General features: G+C 69.4%; 15 protein-coding genes and 1 pseudogene. 7 read left to right on the forward strand and 9 right to left on the reverse strand.

What is annotated here, in order from left to right; genetic code table 11:
* Nucleotides 1–589: 589 nt before the first annotated feature.
* The 3 genes from HEP85_RS38530 to HEP85_RS38540 form a co-directional block, all read right to left on the reverse strand.
* Nucleotides 590–1,843: an MFS transporter gene (locus HEP85_RS38530; RefSeq protein WP_168532014.1), complete on the reverse strand. Its 1,254-nt coding sequence runs from the start codon at nt 1,841–1,843 to the stop codon at nt 590–592.
* A 7-nt stretch (nt 1,844–1,850) separates the two neighbouring features.
* On the reverse strand, nt 1,851–2,306 hold the full coding sequence (locus HEP85_RS38535; RefSeq protein ID WP_168532015.1) for an ArsI/CadI family heavy metal resistance metalloenzyme: 456 nt from the start codon (nt 2,304–2,306) through the stop codon (nt 1,851–1,853).
* A gap of 69 nt (nt 2,307–2,375) precedes the next feature.
* On the reverse strand, nt 2,376–3,746 hold the full coding sequence (locus HEP85_RS38540; protein ID WP_168532016.1) for an NAD(P)-binding domain-containing protein: 1,371 nt from the start codon (nt 3,744–3,746) through the stop codon (nt 2,376–2,378).
* 241 nt (nt 3,747–3,987) lie between these two features.
* Between HEP85_RS38540 and HEP85_RS38545 the strand changes: the two genes are divergently transcribed.
* Nucleotides 3,988–4,353 carry a helix-turn-helix transcriptional regulator gene (locus HEP85_RS38545; RefSeq protein ID WP_148012120.1) on the forward strand — a complete coding sequence of 122 codons (366 nt, stop codon included), beginning with the start codon at nt 3,988–3,990 and terminating at the stop codon, nt 4,351–4,353.
* A gap of 52 nt (nt 4,354–4,405) precedes the next feature.
* Here HEP85_RS38545 and HEP85_RS38550 read toward each other — a convergent pair whose 3' ends face one another.
* From HEP85_RS38550 to HEP85_RS38565, 4 genes are all read right to left on the reverse strand, one after another.
* On the reverse strand, nt 4,406–5,305 hold the full coding sequence (locus HEP85_RS38550) for an MFS transporter (protein WP_248002281.1): 900 nt from the start codon (nt 5,303–5,305) through the stop codon (nt 4,406–4,408).
* A 396-nt stretch (nt 5,306–5,701) separates the two neighbouring features.
* Nucleotides 5,702–6,775, reverse strand: coding sequence for an ArsO family NAD(P)H-dependent flavin-containing monooxygenase (locus HEP85_RS38555; protein ID WP_168532017.1), 1,074 nt, complete (start codon nt 6,773–6,775; stop codon nt 5,702–5,704).
* A gap of 37 nt (nt 6,776–6,812) precedes the next feature.
* A complete protein-coding gene (arsB, locus tag HEP85_RS38560; protein ID WP_168532018.1) occupies nt 6,813–7,922 on the reverse strand; it encodes an ACR3 family arsenite efflux transporter in 1,110 nt (369 codons plus the stop codon).
* Nucleotides 7,919–8,227, reverse strand: a complete 309-nt coding sequence (locus HEP85_RS38565; protein WP_168532019.1) for a helix-turn-helix transcriptional regulator — start codon at nt 8,225–8,227, stop codon at nt 7,919–7,921. The genes arsB and HEP85_RS38565 overlap by 4 nt, the downstream gene beginning before the upstream one ends.
* Before the next feature lie 103 nt (nt 8,228–8,330).
* Here HEP85_RS38565 and HEP85_RS38570 point away from each other — a divergent pair, with 103 nt between their 5' ends.
* From HEP85_RS38570 to HEP85_RS38585, 4 genes and pseudogenes are all read left to right on the forward strand, one after another.
* The gene (locus HEP85_RS38570; RefSeq protein ID WP_168532020.1) at nt 8,331–8,966 is read left to right on the forward strand and encodes an arsenate reductase ArsC; all 636 of its coding nucleotides are present in this window, start codon (nt 8,331–8,333) and stop codon (nt 8,964–8,966) included.
* Between the two features lie 55 nt (nt 8,967–9,021).
* Entirely contained in the window at nt 9,022–9,441 is a 420-nt protein-coding gene (locus HEP85_RS38575) for an arsenate reductase ArsC (RefSeq protein WP_168532021.1), read from the forward strand.
* The gene (gene trxB / locus HEP85_RS38580; RefSeq protein ID WP_168532022.1) at nt 9,438–10,427 is read left to right on the forward strand and encodes a thioredoxin-disulfide reductase; all 990 of its coding nucleotides are present in this window, start codon (nt 9,438–9,440) and stop codon (nt 10,425–10,427) included. Before HEP85_RS38575 ends, trxB begins: the two co-directional genes overlap by 4 nt.
* Before the next feature lie 3 nt (nt 10,428–10,430).
* A pseudogene (locus HEP85_RS38585) lies at nt 10,431–10,718 on the forward strand (transposase); the annotation flags it as partial.
* Between the two features lie 486 nt (nt 10,719–11,204).
* Here HEP85_RS38585 and HEP85_RS38590 read toward each other — a convergent pair.
* Both HEP85_RS38590 and HEP85_RS38595 read right to left on the reverse strand, forming a co-directional pair.
* The gene (locus HEP85_RS38590; RefSeq protein WP_168532023.1) at nt 11,205–13,319 is read right to left on the reverse strand and encodes a SpoIIE family protein phosphatase; all 2,115 of its coding nucleotides are present in this window, start codon (nt 13,317–13,319) and stop codon (nt 11,205–11,207) included.
* A gap of 226 nt (nt 13,320–13,545) precedes the next feature.
* Complete coding sequence (locus HEP85_RS38595; protein WP_168532024.1) at nt 13,546–14,286, reverse strand: DUF6292 family protein; 741 nt, start codon at nt 14,284–14,286, stop codon at nt 13,546–13,548.
* Between the two features lie 991 nt (nt 14,287–15,277).
* Here HEP85_RS38595 and HEP85_RS38600 point away from each other — a divergent pair.
* Together HEP85_RS38600 and HEP85_RS38605 are read left to right on the forward strand one after the other, a co-directional pair.
* A complete protein-coding gene (locus HEP85_RS38600; RefSeq protein ID WP_168532025.1) occupies nt 15,278–15,616 on the forward strand; it encodes a MerR family transcriptional regulator in 339 nt (112 codons plus the stop codon).
* A 250-nt stretch (nt 15,617–15,866) separates the two neighbouring features.
* Nucleotides 15,867–16,070 (forward strand): cold-shock protein, encoded by a 204-nt coding sequence (locus HEP85_RS38605; RefSeq protein ID WP_008735947.1) that lies wholly within the window; start codon nt 15,867–15,869, stop codon nt 16,068–16,070.
* The last annotated feature ends 47 nt before the right edge of the window (nt 16,071–16,117 follow it).

A 16,117-nucleotide genomic window follows, 5' to 3' on the forward strand; every position in this document is an offset into this window, starting at 1 on the left:
GCGGTGCGTTTCAAGAGCACTCGCCCGTAGCCGCTCCCGGCAGCCGTCGGCGGTTCCGGAGGTCGCGCCGGTCGGGAACATCCGCAGCCTACTCGGGTTACACCATGCGTGGTTGTGAAGGGGACAGTGTCCCCGGGCCTCACCCATTGCCCATGAGGACGATCGTTCGGCTGAAGCCTCATGGAGCCTTTCGCCGCGTAGGCGACCGCCCTTCACGACCATGCGCATCGACAGCCCCGGCCAGGACCGACACTGGCCGGGGCTGCTTGTGTATCGAACATGCGGCTGCCGCGGGGTGTGGGATGCCGTCGGGGTGAGGTCGGTGCGGGTGCGGTGCCAGCGTGCGGGCTGCCGTCACCGGCCGGCGCCCATTCCAACTCTTGACGTGGGTGTATTCCATTGCTGTTGTCGCTGGATGCCTGCCAGGCGCCGCGTACGCACGGTGGCGATCTGATCGGCGAGCACCTGACGGACATCGAGCGGCGTCTGGCCGGGTTGCGCGCGACGCGCACGGTGCTGAGGGATCTGGCCCGGCGGGCCGTGGCGACCGCCTCTGCCACGTGCCCCCAGGGCAGCATCTGCACCGTCCTTACGGAGGGTCCTTCCTGATCCGCCGTCCACACGCCGGGGGTTTGTCGGGAGGTGTGGCCGCGGCTGCAATGAGGGCGGCCATGGCGGAGATGAGCGCGAGCACTGTGAACAGGTGCGGGTAACCCCCGAGAGGTGCGGCCAAGGCGGCACCGGCGAAGGGCGCGAGCGCTGAGACTGCGGTTACCGGGGCCGTGAGGAGCCCGGACAGGTGGCCGTAGTGCGTCGTTCCCCAGCGGTCCGGGATGGCGGTGGCCTGGAGCAGGGTGATGTTGCCGCGGACCATGCCGGCCGCGACGGAGAGTGCGGTCAGCAGTGCGTACGGGCCCGGGACGAGGGCGAGTGCTGCGGTGGTCGCGCCGCCGAGGGCGATGAGGGTGACCGTGCGGGTGGTGGTTGTGCTGTGGCGGGTGAGGGGGGAGTACAGGGTGCGTCCGAGGGTCTGCCCGGCGCCGCCGAGGCCGAGGGCCCAGGCGGCTTGGGAGGTGGTGAATCCGCGTTCGAGCAGGAGAGGGACCAGGTCGACGACGACCGCGTACACGGTGAACGCGGAGAGGGTCAGAGCGCAGGCCAGCATCCAGAACGGTCGGCTCCGGGCGATGGCGCTCACGCCGCCGCCTGCGTGAGCGGGGGCCGGAGGCGCCGCCGGCCATGGTCCTTTGAGCGCGAAGGCGTGGGCGGGGATGGTGATGGCGGCCAGGAGCAGGGCGAGGACGGTGTACGTCGCTCTCCAGGAGAGGTGGTCGGTGAGGGCTGCGGTGGTGGGTGCGAAGACGGTGGAGGCGAGGCCGCCGGCGAGGGTGACGACGGTCAGGGCGCGGACGTGGTCGGGGGCGTACCAGCGGGTGAGGGCGGCGAAGGCGGGCTGGTAGAAGGTGGCGGCCATCGCGGCTCCGGCGAGCAGCCAGCCCGCGGTGAAGAGGGGCAGGTCGGGTGCGGCGGCCACGACGAGGAGGCTGAGTGCGCCGAGGAGGGAGCCGGCTGTCATCACGGTGCGCGGTCCGTGGCGGTCGATGATCCGGCCGACGCGGATTCCGGCGAGGGCGGAGACCAGTAGCGCGGCGGAGAACGATGCGGTGGTGGCGCCGGTGGGCCAGCCGGTGGTGGCGGTGATCTGGGGGTTCAGGACGGGGAAGGCGTAGTAGAGGATGCCCCAGCTGGTGATCTGGGTGGCGCACAGGGCAGGCAGTGCGGCGCGGGGCCGTGACCGGACCCCCGTCCCGGTCACAGCCCCGCTGGTGTGGAGTTCGGTCATCGGCGGATCAGCAGCAGCCGCCCGCGGGGGCTGCTTTCGCGTCGGTCTCGGTGGGGGCCGTGCAGCAGGTACTGCCCTGCTGTTTGGCGAGGGAGTCGGCGTCGGCCTTGACGACGTAGACCTCCCACGGTTCCTGGCCGGGGCCGTGGACCCAGACCTTGTCCTGTACGGCGTAGCAGCAGGTGGTGTCGTTCTCCACGTCCGTTGCCAGGCCCTGGTCCGCGAGGCGGGTGGTGGCCGCGTGGACGGCTTCGGTGGATTCGACTTCGACGCCGAGGTGGTCCATCCGAGTGGCCTCGCCCTCGGGGCCTTCGATCAGGACGAGCTTGAGCGGGGGTTCAGTGATGGCGAAGTTGGCGTAGCCGTCGCGGAGTTTGGCGGGTTCGGTGCCGAACAGCTTGCTGTAGAAGGCGATGGACGCGGCGAGGTCGGGGACGCGGAGGGCGAGCTGTACGCGGGACATGACGATCCTCCAGCGGTAGAGGGTGGTCGCGCCCCGGCCCGTGGAAGCCGGGGCGCGGTGCGGGTCGGTTCAGCAGCACCCGCCGGACGAGGACCCCTCGCCGGCGGCGGGGGTGATGCCGATCTGGACGAGCTGGGGGGCCGGAGCGCAGCAGCCACCCTCATCGTCCGCTCCGGCGGCCGGGGTGCCCGCAAGGCCGCTGCCGCTGCACACTCCGGTCTCCGGGAGGGTGAGTTCGACGCGGTCGGCGGATTCCAGGTCGCCGGCGATTGCGGCGGTGACGGAGCGGACCTGCTCGTAGCCGGTCATGGCGAGGAAGGTGGGGGCGCGGCCGTAGGACTTCATGCCGACCAGGTAGATGTCCTCTTCGGGGTGGGACAGTTCGCGGTGGCCGTGCGGGTAGACGGTGCCGCAGGAGTGCTGGTTGGGGTCGATGAGCGGGGCCAGCGCGAGAGGCGCCTGGAGGCGTTCGTCCAGGCCGAGGCGGATCTCGGAGAGGAAGGTCAGGTCGGGGCGGAGGCCGGTCAGCACGATCACCTCGTCGACCGGGTCGAGACGGCGGCCGTCCTCACCGGCCAGCACGAGGCGGCCGTCGGTGTCGCGCTCGATGGCTTCGGTGCGGAAGCCGGTGGCCGCATCGGCGTACCCGTTGTCCACGGCGGCCTTCGCGGCGAGCCCCAGGGCGCCGCGGGCGGGGAGTTCGTCGGCTTCGCCCCCGCCGAACGTTGAGCCGCTGATGCCGCGGCGCAGGATCCACACGGCGTGCGTACCGGGCTCGTCGCCTGCGAGGTCGGCGAGGCCGGCGAGCGCGGTGAAGGCGGAGGCGCCGGAGCCAATGACGGCAGTGCGCTTGCCCGCGTAACGGGCCCGCACGGCGGGGTCCCCCAGGTCGGGCACACGGTAGGTGATGCGGTCGGCTGCCGCCTTCTCGCCGAGTGCGGGCAGGCCGCCGGCTCCGGCCGGGCTGGGCGCGGTCCAGGTGCCGGAGGCGTCGATGACCGTGCGGGCGAGGACGCGCTGCTCACCGCCGTCTGCGGTGGTGAAGTGCACGGCGAAGGGCTGCTTTTCCCGGTCGGCGTCGACGATGCGATCACGTCCGGCGCGCGAGACGCCGGTGACCCTCGCGCCGAGACGCACGCGGTCGCCCAGAACGTCGGCCAGGGGCTGGAGGTAGAGCTCGGCCCAGTCGGCGCCCGAGGGGTAGGTGGTTGCGTCGGGCTTGGTCCAGCCGGTCGGCGCGAGGAGCTTTTCCGCGGCCGGGTCGGTGACCTCGCCCCAGGTGGAGAAGAGCCGGACATGGCCCCACTCCCGTACCGCGGCCGCCGCGGCCGGTCCGGCTTCCAGGACCAAAGGTTCGATGCCGCGCTCGATGAGGTTGGCGGCGGCGGCCAGTCCGGCCGGTCCGGCTCCGATGACGACGACGGGAAGCTGGTCGCTCATGGCGCAAGGTCTCCTCAGACGCAGAGTATTGGCAGGTAGTGCGGGGCATCGGCCAGCGGGCGAGCAGGCATGAACACTCGCCGAGACCGCTCCCGGGCGGTGGCACGACTGACACGACCGCGGTCGCCCGGGAGCAGATCGCGGAGCACGTGACCGCAGCCGCCCCCTTATATCGACGTGTATCGATGTCTGTCGACACACGGAGCTTGCCACTGGTATCGATGAGTGTCAACATAGACGCATGTCGAATTCTCAGGTGGTGGAACTCCCGGTGCTGCCGGCCGAGCCGGTCGTCCCGTGCTGCCCGCCGATCACGTCGGCCGAGCTGTCCCAGGCGGACGCGGAGAAGATGGCCGTCATGTTCAAGGCGCTCTCGGACCCGGTGCGGCTGCGCCTGTTCTCCAAGGTCGCCTCGCACGAGGGCGGCGAAGCGTGCGTGTGCGACATCCAGGACGTGGGGGTCTCGCAGCCGACGGTCTCGCACCATCTGAAGAAGCTGCGCGAGGCCGGACTGCTGACCTCGGAGCGGCGCGGCACCTGGGTCTATTACCAGGTCGCCCCGTCCGTGGTGGCGGCCATGTCCGCCATGCTCGACCTGCGCTCCTGACCCCCTCCCCGCCGGAACGGCAGGATCAGGCAACCAGGCTGTGTCTGCGTGACTAGTGGCGGGCGGCCACGACCAGGCCACCGAGGGCAAGGAACATCCACGCTGCCAGATAGATGAAGGCGGCCTCGGGCGAAACGGCACTCCACAAGATGCCCGCGATGCCGGACGCAGCAAGGTTGCCCAGGGACTGAACGGTAGCGAGCAGACCGAACGCCGAGCCTCGCAAGTCCTTCGGTGCGAGCGCGGCGACGGCGGAGTGCTGGGCGGTCTCCACCGCGCCGATGCCGACGCCAGCCAGAAGGAACGGGATGGCCAGAACGAGGTAGACCGCGCCGCTGACGGCGAACAGGCCGTAGGCGACTGCGAACGCAGCCACCCCCGCCGCCAGCACCAGGATCGGGCCGCGCGCGCCGAGTCGGTCGGCCAGGTGTCCGGCCGGGATCGAGGCGGCAGTCGCGGCGACGTTGTAGGCGGTGTAGAGGCCGAGCGCGATCGTGGTCGCTGTCTTCGTACCGTGGTCGGGCGTGAGCAATTCGCTCGCCCGCAGGATCAGCAGGGTTGCGGCGACGTTGCCGAACTCAAAGGCGGCGACTGCCAACATCAGCCGTCCCAGTTCGCCGCGGAGGACGGGCCGTACGCGGATACGCAGCGGCATCTTGTCCCGGCTCGTCGGCTTCGGAGTATGTCGGATGGCGTAGACGATGGCGACCGCGGCGAGCAGACCGGGTATCACGGAGAGCCCGATCGCCCACTTCACGCCGAGCCAGGCCACCAGTCCAAGGGCGAGCAGCGGTCCGAAAATCGCGCCGAGGTTGTCCATCATCCGCTCGAAGCCGTACGCCCGTCCGTACGCCTTGGCCGGGACGATGTCCGCGAGCAGCGCATTGCGGGCTGGTACCCGCAGACCCCGCGCGGTCCAGGCAGCGGCCCGCAGCAGCCCGACCTGCCACACGGCTGTTGCTCCCGCCGTGGCCGCGCCCAGCACCGCAGTGGTGGCGTACCGCCGACGGCTACTTTGCGGCGACGGGCCGGATCGTCCGCGAGGACGCCTCCACTGAACCGGGCCGCCCCCGCGAGCGCGTCCGCGACACCTTCGATCGCTCCCAGCGCCGCGGCCGGCGCACCCAGCGTGGAGGTCAGCAAGGAAGGCAGTAGGGCGGTGGGGATCTCGTGACCGACGTCCGCAAGGAAACTGGCCGAGCCGATGCCGCGGACCCCGGGGGTGAGCCATGGGGCCTGACCGTCTGCTGTGGTGTGGTCGGAGGCCGGGGTGTTGGTCATGACCGTCAGTCTTCAGCAGTTGATGTTCTGCCCGGCAGTGGAGGAAGCCACGATTCTCCCGACATGGCTATGTCACACCGGCCGCAAGAAGTGCCGCGATCTCCCGCGCCACTTCGCGGGCCGGGCGGCCGACGCCGATGAGGGTGGCGGAGGCGGGGCCGGTCCAGTCGCCGTAGCCGAGCAGGTGCAGGCGTGGCTCGTCGGCGGCCCGCGTACCGAGCGTGGCGATGTGGCCGCGCCGGCCGCGGAGTTGGAGCGGGGCGAGGTGGGCGAGGGCGGGCCTGAAGCCGGTGCACCAGATGATCGTGTCGGCTTCGGCGCGGGTGCCGTCGGACCATTCGACACCGCCGGGGGTAAGGCGGTTGAACATCGGGGTGGCCTTGAGCAGGCCTTGGTCGCGTGCCGCGCGGACGGGCGGGACGGCGACGATGTCGCCGAGCGAGGCGACGCCCCTGGTGTCGGTGCGTCCCTCGTCGAGTGCGCGGCGGCGGGCGGTGGCCACGTCGAACAGCGTCCGGCCGTCGATGTCATCGGCCAGGAAGCGCGGCGGGCGCTGCGTGACCCAGGTCAGCTGGGTGTCGTAGGCGAGGTCGGCGGCGATCTGGGCACCGGAGTTGCCCCCGCCGACGACGATCACCCGGCGGCCGACGAAGTCCTGCGGGCGCCGGTATCCGGCGGTGTGCAGCTGCTGCCCGCCGAAGTCGGCGAGCCCAGGCAGGAAGGGGAGGAAGGGCCGCCACCAGATCCCGGTCGCACTGATCACGGCGTGGGCACGCCAGTCCCCTGAGTCCGTCTCCACGCGCAGCAGACCACCGTCCCTGTGTACGCCCAGCACCCGTACCGGCCGCTCGACCGGCAGGCTGTAGCGCTTCTCGTAGTCGGTCAGGTAGGCCACCACATGCTGTGCGTCCGGGTATTCCTCGTCGGGCTGCGGTGGCATGAAGCGGCCGGGAAGGGACGAGAAGGCCGCCGGGGAGAACAGGCGCAGGGAGTCCCAGGCGTGCTGCCAGGCGCCGCCCGGCGTGGGCTGGGCGTCGAGGATGACGAAGTCCACGCCGAGGCGGCGCAGGTGGTAGCCGGCGGCAAGAGCGGACTGCCCGCCGCCGACGATCACCACCTGCGTATGGCGGTCGCCGGTCACCGGGCCGGACCGGGGCCGGTGCGATCCAGGCCCTGCATCAGTTCACCTGCGGAGCCGGTGTCAGCTGCTGTGCGGCGCTGAACTTCCGCCGCCAGGCCAGGGAGACGTAGACGAGCGCGACCAGGACCGGGACCTCGATCAGCGGGCCGACGACGCCGGAGAGTGCCTGTCCGCTGGTGACGCCGAAGGTGGCGATGGCGACCGCGATGGCCAGCTCGAAGTTGTTGCCCGCCGCGGTGAAGGCGAGGGTGGCGGTGCGGTCGTAGGCGAGGCCGATGACCTTGCCGAGGGCGAAGGTGCCGAACCACATGATCGCGAAGTACACCAGCAGCGGCAGGGCGATGCGGGCCACGTCCAGCGGCTGCGAGGTGATGGTCTTGCCCTGCAGGGCGAAGAGGATGACGATCGTGAAGAGCAGGCCGTACAGGGCCCACGGGCCGATCTTCGGCAGGAAGCCGGTCTCGTACTTCTCGCGGCCGAGCTTGCGTTCGCCGATGCGGCGGGTGAGGAAGCCGGCCAGCAGTGGGACGCCGAGGAAGATGACGACGTTCAGCGCGATCTTCCACATGGAGATGTCCAGGTGCTGACCGTCGCCCAGGCCGAGCCAGTTCGGCAGCAGGTCGAGGTAGAACCAGCCGAGCAGGCCGAACGCCAGGACCTGGAAGACCGAGTTCAGGGCGACGAGAACGGCGGCGGCCTCGCGGTCGCCGCAGGCCAGGTCGTTCCAGATGATGACCATGGCGATGCAGCGGGCCAGGCCGACGATGATCAGGCCGGTGCGGTACTCGGGCAGGTCCGGCAGGAAGATCCAGGCCAGCGCGAACATGACGGCCGGGCCGACGAGCCAGTTGATGACCAGCGACGAGACCATGAGCTTGCGGTCGCCGGTGACGGCGTCGAGCTTGTCGTAGCGGACCTTGGCCAGGACCGGGTACATCATGATCAGCAGTCCGACGGCGATCGGCAGGGAGATGCCGCCGATCTCGACCTTCGCCAGGGCGTCGTTGAGGCCGGGGATGAGCCTGCCGAGGCCGAGGCCGACGGCCATCGCGGCGAGGATCCACACGGCGAGGAAACGGTCGAGCGTCGACAGCTTCGCGACGACCGAGGAGTCTTCGGCGGTCGCGGGTGCTTCGGTGGGGGTCACGGGCAGGCCCTCTTGTTGTCGGCGGCGTTGCGGGCGGACTCGGCCAGGTCGGCGAACTGTCCGGCGAGGTTGGCGATGACGTCGGCGCGCAGCTTGTAGTAGGTGAAGCGGCCGCACGGCTCGGTCTCCACCACTCCGGCCTCGCGCAGCACTCTCATGTGGTTGGAGAGGTTGGTCTGCTTCGCCCCTGTCTCCTCGATGAGGTGCGTGGTGCAGAGCGTCTCCTTGGCCAGGAGGGAGACGATCTGGAGGCGGAGCGGGTCGGCCAGAACCCGCATCAGATCAGTGTCGACTGACATCAGCATGGGCTGATACTCTCACATCACTCCGGGCTGATACCAGTCCGGGGTGATCTTTGGGACCCGCATCCCACACCCGTGGGAGACCCACACCCCGAAGGGGCGTCCCGTGACCGCAACCCCACCGCCCGTGCTGCCCGACGACCGGCTGGCCTCCGGCATCGCCCGCCTGGCCCTGCGCTACCGCGGACACTTCTCTCCCGAGACCATCCAGCGCCTGGTCACCGACTCCTACGAGCGCCTGGCCGAACACGCCCGCGTCCGTACCCACCTGGTGGTGCTGGCCGAGCACCTGGCCACCGAACGCCTGGAGGCGCTCGCGCACATCGAGGGCGCCCCGGGCACAGGCCTGCCCCGGGTCCTGTTTGTGTGCAGCCACAACGCCGGCCGCTCCCAGATGGCCGCCGCCCTGCTCGCCCACCGAGCGGGCGGCCACGTGACCGTCTCCTCCGCGGGGACTCTCCCGGCCGCCGACGTCGAGCCGGCCGTCGTGCAGGTGCTCACCGAGGCCGGAGTGGACATGGCCGGCGCGTTCCCCAAGCCGCTGACCGACGAGGTCGTGCAGGCCGCGGACATCGTCATCACGATGGGCTGCGGGGATGCCTGCCCCGTACTGCCCGGCCGCCGATACCTGGACTGGCCGGTCACCGACCCCGAGGGCGCCCCGATCGCCGCCGTCCGCGGCATCCGCGACGAGATCGACGCCCACATCACCGAACTGCTCGACTCCCTGCCGGGCGCCTGAACTTCACCCCTGCACCACCCGTACCACCGCTCCATCACTGACGAAGGAAGAACCGATGTCCTCCAGCCCGCTCGCCTCCGTGCTGTTCGTCTGCGTCCACAACGCCGGACGCTCGCAGATGGCCTCCGGATTCCTCAACCACCTCGCGGGCGACCGGATCGAGGTCCGCTCCGCCGGCTCCATCCCGGGCGACCAGGTCAACCCCTCCGCCGTCGAGGCGATGAAGGAGGTCGGCATCGACATCTCCGACCAGAAGCCGAAGATCCTCACCACCGAGGCCGTCCAGGCGTCCGACTACGTCATCACCATGGGCTGCGGCGACGCCTGCCCCATCTTCCCCGGCAAGAAGTACCTCGACTGGGACCTGGAAGACCCGGCCGGCAAGGGCGTCGAGGCCGTCCGCCCGATCCGCGACGAGATCAAGACCCGCATCGAGGCCCTGATCGCCGAGATCGACGCCCGCCAGGAGGCGTGACCTCCGTGACCGACACCGGCATACGCGAGGCCATCGTCATCGGCTCCGGCCCCGCCGGATACACCGCCGCCCTCTACACCGCCCGCGCCGAACTCAAGCCGCTCGTCTTCGGCGGCGCCATCTTCGTCGGCGGCGCGCTGACGACGACCACCGAGGTCGAGAACTTCCCCGGCTTCCCCGACGGCATCGACGGCCCCGACCTCATGGCGAACATGCGGGCCCAGGCCGAGAAGTTCGGGGCAGAGATGGTCGACGACGACATCGTCGAGGTTGACCTGACCGGTGACATCAAGACCGTCACCGACACCGCGGGCACCGTGCACCGAGCGAAGACGGTGATCGTGGCCACCGGGTCCGGCTACCGCAAGCTCGGTCTGGCCAAGGAGGCCGAGCTGTCCGGCCGGGGCGTGTCCTGGTGCGCGACCTGCGACGGATTCTTCTTCCGTGACCGCGACATCGTCGTGGTCGGCGGCGGAGACACCGCCATGGAGGAAGCCACCTTCCTCACCCGCTTCGCCCGCTCCGTGACCGTCGTCCACCGCCGCTCCACCCTGCGGGCCTCCCAGGTCATGCAGAACCGCGCCTTCTCCGACGACAAGATCTCCTTCGCCTTCGACAGCGAGATCGCCGAGATCAAGGAGCAGGACGGAAAGCTCGCTGGCCTCGTCCTCCGCGACGTCTTCACCGGCCAGACCCGCGACCTCGACGTGACCGGTCTGTTCATCGCCATCGGCCACGACCCGCGCACCGAACTCTTCAAGGACCAACTGGACCTGGACGACGGGGGCTACCTCAAGGTCGACGCACCCTCCACGCGCACGAACATCCCCGGCGTCTTCGCGGCCGGCGACGTCGTCGACCACACTTACCGCCAGGCCATCACCGCCGCCGCCAGCGGCTGCGCGGCCGCCCTCGACGCCGAGCGCTACCTCGCCGCGCACACGGCGGGCCAGCCCGGCCAGGAACGGGACACCGTGGCGGCGTAGGGCGAGAACGCCTGGGAGGAGTTCACCCCCTTCCTGCGGTTCGACACCGAGATCCGCCGCATCGTCTGCACGACCAACGCGATCGAGTCGGTGAACGCGCGCATTCGCCGGGCAGTCAAGGCCCGCGGACACTTCCCCAACGAGCAGGCCGCCCTGAAGTGCGTCTACATGGCGATCATGTCCCTCGACCCCACCGGCAAGGGACATGCCCGCTGGACCATGCGCTGGAAGACCGCGCTGAACGCTTTCGACATCACCTTCGACGGCCGCCTGTCGGCAGCCCGTCAGTAGCCTCAACTACCCCAGTTACACCGCTCGTTTGACAGTCCCGCCCCGACTCGTGACATATCTGCACGGGATGGCGAGGGCCCGACAATCAGGGATTGAGCGGTGGGTGCCGGCCTTCGAGCGGGAGTGGGCGGCCGCGCTTGAGGAATCCCGCCCGACGACCAGACCTCCTGAGGCCGGCCGTCACACAGATGCCATGTTCAGCGCGGTGCAGTCTTATTGCCGGTGTACCGCTCCGACCCCAATGGTCCATCCTGCTCCAGGACCTGAATCGTGAGCTCACGCGTAATTGACCGCCCGTGTAGGTGCTGCTTCCTCTTCTTCCACTCCCCCCGGCGGGATGCCGGCAAATGGTGGACGATAAGGGGGGAGGCCGCTCCTTACCCGGCCTCCGGCCCGGGCGTCGAGGGACCGGTGGCTTTGATCCTCGGTTCCTCCGCCGGGTACGGCCTGGGGCGACGATCGCCGGGCTCAGGGGGGCCGGAGTCGCTATCGCTGCGGGTTGATGAGAAGCAGTGCGATGTCGTCGTTTTGTGGCGTGGTCTGCTGGGCGTGACGAACGAGGGTGTCGGCGAGGGCATCCATGGTGTCGTTTTGTGTTCTGGATAGCTGGATGGCGAGTTCGGCGGTTGTTTCTTCGATGTCGGCGCCTGGTGTTTCGACAAGTCCATCGGTGTACAGGGCGAGCACGGAGCCAGGCGGCAAGGGGACCTCGGTGGCCGGGTAGTGGCAGACGGGGTCGATGCCGAGAAGGAGACCTGGTGACAGGTTCAGAACCTCGGTTTGTCCGTCGGGGTGGCGCAGGAGGGGTGCCGGGTGGCCGGCAGTGGCCAGCTGGACGCGGTGGTGTGCCAGGTCGAGGTGGGCGTAGAGGCAGCTGGTGAACAGGCCGGGGTCGAGGTCGGTGAGCAGGCGGTTGACGCAGGCGAGGACGTCGCCGGGGGGTGCGCCGGCGGCGGCATGGACGGCGGTGCGGACCTGTCCCATGAGGGCGGCTGCGTCTGCGTTGTGGCCTTGGACGTCGCCGATCGCCGCGGCGACGGTGGTGGGGCCGAGGCGGATGAGGTCATAGAAGTCGCCGCCGATATCGATGCCGCGGGTTGACGGCAGGTAGCGGGCGGCCACGTCCAGTCCGGAGACGTGGGGAAGAGCTCGGGGCAGCAGGGCGGTCTGCAAGCGGTGGACAAGCTGGTGCTCGTCGTCGTAGAGACAGGCACGGTTGAGCGCCTGGGCAAGCAACCCGGCGGTCGAGGTGAGGATGGCGCGCTCCTCCGGGGTGAAGCGGTGAGGTTGATCATAGGAGAGCGTCCAGCAGCCGACAGGACGGCCGGAGACGATGAGAGGCAGGAAGGCCCAGGCGGATTTGTTCGTCAGCCGGCGAATGTCAGGGTAGGCCTGCTCCATTTCGGTCACGGAGCCGAAGAAGCTGGGCACGCCGGCGGTCAGGGCCAACCCGGACGGAGTGGGTGGGCCCGAAAGGGCGGCGCCGTCGAAGCGATTGATGATCTCAGTGGTGTAGCCGCGGTACCCGATGACCCGCAGCCGGTCGTTCGCTGTGACAAAGAGAACCAGGCCCTGGGCATTGAACGCGTCCAGAAGCTGGTCTGCGACCTGGTCGACCACGTCCTGCACGCCGACGGCTTCGGTGAGCGCGGCAGCCAAGTGCAGCAGATGGTAGAGGCCGACGACCCGACCCGGCCGTGCGGGCGGAGATACGTGTGGCCCTGGATCCTCGCTGTCGGGGGCCGGCATGATGCGGATGCTGACACCGGAGACGTCCGGGTAGAGGTGGAAGCACAGCCGTCGGTCCGGTGGGCACAGGACGGTGAATGATGTGGGCTGACCGCCGACCACCGCGGCCCGGTAGCTGTCCTCGAAGAGCGGGTTGTTCAACCATGGCAGTGCGTCGCTGAGCCTGGCCCCCAGCATGCCGGAGCAGTCGGCCCTGACAAGCTCGGCAGCCACGGAGCTGATGTAGGTGATGTGCCCCGCCGAGTCCAGCCCGCAACAGCCCTCGGGCAGCCTTTCGGCGAAGTCGGCTGCAGCCTGGCCCTCGGCTGGCTCGGTGAAACGAGTCAGGGGCCAGGGCACCGTCCGCGGCTCGGGCCCGGGCACCACGGATCGGCCACGGTCGGATTCCCGCTGCAGGAGAAAACCGAGGCGGTCGCACCAGACCTGCACCGCCTCGCGCTCCGGCAATGCCAGCTGCCGCGGCGGACCGGGCCACAACAGCACCAGCCCGCCCCACGTGGTCGTGCCCCCGGTGATCGGAGCGGCGACCGTTGCGAAGGGGTAGGGCAGCACCAGCGCGGCCCTCGGGTATCGGAGAGCCATCTCCTCCTGGCTGCCGACCCACACCAGGCACCGCTCACGGACGGCATCCGACACTGGGAGCGGGGTATCCAGCCCCACCCGCGCCCAAGGAACGACGATCTCTCGCGAAACTCCGCTCATCACCGCCAGATGGAGCACGCTCTCGTCCTGAGACAGCAGGTAGACATGGCCGATGGAGGCTCCGGTCTCCAGAATGATCTGGGACAGGAAGGGGTCCAGTAGCTCCAGCCCAGAGCCAAGCACTGGGGTGACACCATCGCCATCATCCATCCCTCCATCCTCCCTCCCAAAGCGGGACCGTACGACGTTCGGTGGAACTCTCGATCATGGAAGATGCGTCGATGACCAGTGAGAACGTGTCCGACCGAGGCCGTCGAGTACAGCCGAGCTAGTCGGTGATCTCGTCCTCCAGGGCGGGGCAGGAACGGGAAGTTGCCGGGGCGGCGCGGAGGATGGCTGGCCGACTGGCGCGTTCTGCGTCTGCACTCTGCTTCTGTCAGGGCGTTGGTCGGCGGTGGTTCGCTTCCTGGAGGGCACCCTTGTGGGTCTCTGTGGCTTCGGGGGGCCGGCCTGCGCGGGCACCAAGGTCGGCCGCCAGCAGCCGGCTGAGGGCGCTGGGGTTGCTGCTTTCGGTGGACTCGAGCAGGTGCAGGAGGGCTGTGAGCTCACCCTGGCGGAGGTGCAGGTGGGTCAGGGGGTCGGAGGCGCGGGAGACGAGTGCCCGGTGCACGCGGTTTTCGTAGGCGCGTCTGTGCAGGTCGGCGAAGCGGATCTGGGGTTCCTCGAACAGGTAGGGCTGGGCGGGAAGGTAGGGGGCCAGGCTCTCCAGCAGTGTGGGGAAGTCGTGGCCCTCCTGACGGTAGGAGGGCTGTTCGCTGGTGCCGGCCCCGGCCGGGTCGAGACGGAATGCGTCGACGAAGGCTGTGACGAGCCGGGGCTCGGGAAGCAGGCCGGCCCCGGGCCAGCGGACGCCGGACAGGTACCGGTCCTCCTTGTCGGCGGTGTAGAGACACCAGCCGGACGTGGCCGCCCAGTGGAGCCCGCAGTCGCCCCCGCCATGCTGATCCTGGAATGCCTGCGTGAACGAGATGGCGGCCTCGACATCAAGGTACTTGCCGTCCGTGTCGCGCCAGGGACCGCAACTCTGAATCCCGGTCACCGGCAGGTCCGCTTCCAGGAGGCGCTCGGCGACAGCGGCGGCATAGTGGCCCGCCCGCCTCGACAGCTCAGCTGACATCTGGGGACTGGTTTCGCTGGCCACGGAACTCTCTCTCCGCTGTCGGGATGGGACGGTGACGTCGCCGTAGATCGTGCCGGGCCGGATTGGCGTCCGGCGCAGTGGGCGGCGCGCGGCAGCCCGTCCCGGCTCGCGTCCGCGGGGTGCGGCGGCTGGTGAGGGGAGCGACCTGAACTCGGCGCGGCTGGCACTGCTCCCTGTGCTGCGCCTCTGCGGCGCCGGGGAGCGGCCGTGGTTGTTCGAGCTCGATTACCTTCTCACGGGCCATGCGGAAATCTATGGTGGCCGGAGTAGACATTGGGTTGTGGCTTGGTTATGGTTTCTCTCGTAGCCAGGAAGACAGCAGGACCCGGCAGACATGAACTGCCAGGTAGTAGTGCGCAGGACGGTGCGGTGGTGGAGTTTCGGAGCCAGAGTTGTTGCAGGACGGCGACGGGGCTGACGACCGGACTGGGTGGCCCGCAGTGATCAGGGGCCGCCGTGAGCAGGACCGCAGTGCGCACCACCCGTAAGTGCAGTTCGTGGTACCCGGCAGTGGAGTCAGCGAGCGGCACCTCGGTGAAGGCGTCGGCTGCGGGCGCGCGCATCGGGAGGTTCGGTAGTGGGGTTCTAAGCCAGAGCAGTAGTCGCAGGACGGGCGACGGGGCTGGCTGCCGAAGAGTGGCGCTGTGACAGGCCGCTGAGCAGTTCGCATCACCAGCAGTACGCAGTTCGCGTTTGGTAAGTGATTGATCCCAGAGGGATAGAACGGAGGGGCCGAGCGCCATCAGGATCGCCCGGGCGGAATTGCTGAGTCCGGGTACCGCAGGACATCGATAGTGAGGTGGTCTCCGGTCGAGCAACCGCGATCCCCGCATTCCCCGTCCTCTCCCGGGCGGGCGTGCGGACACAGAAGGTCGGCGCAGTACCAGGGCCGGCAGATGGTGTAGCAGTTCCTTCGGGGCCCTGGCGCGACGAGCGCCAGGGCCCCTCCACGCGTTCCAGAGGTGCGATGACAGCAGACGACTCGTACGGCCGGCTCGACGATGACAACTACCCCGCCTACACGATGGGCCGGGCCGCCGAGATACTCGGCACCACCCAGGGCTTCTTGCGTGCCATCGGCGAAGCCCGCCTGATCACCCCGCTGCGCTCCGCGGGCGGCCACCGCCGCTACTCCCGCTACCAGCTGCGCATCGCCGGCCGCGCCCGGGAACTCGTCGACCAGGGCACCCCGATCGAGGCCGCTTGCCGCATCATCATCCTCGAAGACCAGCTCGAAGAAGCCCAGCGCATCAACGCCGAGTACCGGCGCACCGCCCAATCGGAGAATCCAACAGCCGCGGCTTGAGATGGGGCGCGCCTGCCTGTCCTCGGCGGGCCTGCGCGCCTGGTCCAAGTCATGACGTGTACCTGTTTCCTCTGGTGACGGGGTGTTGTGAGCCTGTAGCGTCTGCGTCAGCTGTCGTGGTTCGGGAGTTCCCTTTACCCCCGCCTTTGGCGTGGGTGTTTTTTGCTGTGCTGTGCCGCAGGGACCAGGGCGATCACCTCCGCCTTCCCACATGGAGTGGGAGGCGTTCATCGACTGGAAGGCATGAGACATGGCTACGGGAACTGTGAAGTGGTTCAACGCGGAGAAGGGCTTCGGCTTCATCGCCCAGGACGGCGGCGGCCCGGATGTCTTCGCGCACTACTCCGCGATCAACTCCTCGGGCTTCCGTGAGCTCCAGGAGGGACAGGTCGTGACGTTCGACGTCACCCAGGGCCAGAAGGGCCCGCAGGCCGAGAACATCAACCCGGCCTGACCCTCGCCGCAGTCGGCGGGATCTGAGGCGTACCGAAGCAGGGCTGC

Origin of the sequence: Streptomyces sp. RPA4-2, assembly GCF_012273515.2 — a bacterium.
GTDB classification, from domain to species: domain Bacteria; phylum Actinomycetota; class Actinomycetes; order Streptomycetales; family Streptomycetaceae; genus Streptomyces; species Streptomyces kaempferi.